This is a genomic window from Pseudomonas sp. PDM04 (assembly GCF_014851765.1).
GTDB lineage: Bacteria > Pseudomonadota > Gammaproteobacteria > Pseudomonadales > Pseudomonadaceae > Aquipseudomonas.
The window spans coordinates 1-1,715 of the sequence record NZ_JACVAI010000012.1; the positions used below are offsets into that span (position 1 = coordinate 1).

Sequence of the window (1,715 nt, forward strand, 5' to 3'; positions counted from 1 at the left end):
AAAACAAAACCCCTACCTGCATACGCAGATAGGGGTTTCGGAATTTAATCTTGACGATGACCTACTCTCACATGGGGAAACCCCACACTACCATCGGCGATGCATCGTTTCACTGCTGAGTTCGGGATGGGATCAGGTGGTTCCAATGCTCTATGGTCGTCAAGAAATTCTTGAGCTGACACGTTTTTCAACGCTCCAGCGAATCGGGTATGTGATGTTTGTGAGTTGCAAACTTTCGGTTTGTTTCGTCTTCACAACACCGCAATCTGGTCTCGTTCGTCTTTCAACTCAGGAGTCACAAATTGCTTGGGTGTTATATGGTCAAGCCTCACGGGCAATTAGTATTGGTTAGCTCAACGCCTCACAGCGCTTACACACCCAACCTATCAACGTCGTAGTCTTCGACGGCCCTTCAGGGAACTCAAGGTTCCAGTGAGATCTCATCTTGAGGCAAGTTTCCCGCTTAGATGCTTTCAGCGGTTATCTTTTCCGAACATAGCTACCCGGCAATGCCACTGGCGTGACAACCGGAACACCAGAGGTTCGTCCACTCCGGTCCTCTCGTACTAGGAGCAGCCCCTCTCAAATCTCAAACGTCCACGGCAGATAGGGACCGAACTGTCTCACGACGTTCTAAACCCAGCTCGCGTACCACTTTAAATGGCGAACAGCCATACCCTTGGGACCGGCTTCAGCCCCAGGATGTGATGAGCCGACATCGAGGTGCCAAACACCGCCGTCGATATGAACTCTTGGGCGGTATCAGCCTGTTATCCCCGGAGTACCTTTTATCCGTTGAGCGATGGCCCTTCCATACAGAACCACCGGATCACTAAGACCTACTTTCGTACCTGCTCGACGTGTCTGTCTCGCAGTCAAGCGCGCTTTTGCCTTTATACTCTACGACCGATTTCCGACCGGTCTGAGCGCACCTTCGTACTCCTCCGTTACTCTTTAGGAGGAGACCGCCCCAGTCAAACTACCCACCATACACTGTCCTCGATCCGGATAACGGACCTGAGTTAGAACCTCAAAGTTGCCAGGGTGGTATTTCAAGGATGGCTCCACGCGAACTGGCGTCCACGCTTCAAAGCCTCCCACCTATCCTACACAAGCAAATTCAAAGTCCAGTGCAAAGCTATAGTAAAGGTTCACGGGGTCTTTCCGTCTAGCCGCGGATACACTGCATCTTCACAGCGATTTCAATTTCACTGAGTCTCGGGTGGAGACAGCGCCGCCATCGTTACGCCATTCGTGCAGGTCGGAACTTACCCGACAAGGAATTTCGCTACCTTAGGACCGTTATAGTTACGGCCGCCGTTTACCGGGGCTTCGATCAAGAGCTTCGCGTTAGCTAACCCCATCAATTAACCTTCCGGCACCGGGCAGGCGTCACACCCTATACGTCCACTTTCGTGTTTGCAGAGTGCTGTGTTTTTAATAAACAGTCGCAGCGGCCTGGTATCTTCGACCGGCATGGGCTTACGGAGCAAGTCCTTCACCCTCACCGGCGCACCTTCTCCCGAAGTTACGGTGCCATTTTGCCTAGTTCCTTCACCCGAGTTCTCTCAAGCGCCTTGGTATTCTCTACCCAACCACCTGTGTCGGTTTGGGGTACGGTTCCTGGTTACCTGAAGCTTAGAAGCTTTTCTTGGAAGCATGGCATCAACCACTTCGTGTTCTAAAAGAACACTCGTCATCAGCTCTCGGCCTTA

At 52.0% G+C, this 1,715-nt stretch carries 2 rRNA genes; both read right to left on the minus strand.

Annotated features, from left to right (window positions below):
- Window positions 1-48: 48 nt before the first annotated feature.
- Window positions 49-164: ribosomal RNA gene (rrf, locus tag IB249_RS29530) — 5S ribosomal RNA — on the minus strand.
- Between the two features lie 153 nt (window positions 165-317).
- Window positions 318-1,715 (minus strand): 23S ribosomal RNA (locus IB249_RS29535); the annotation flags it as partial.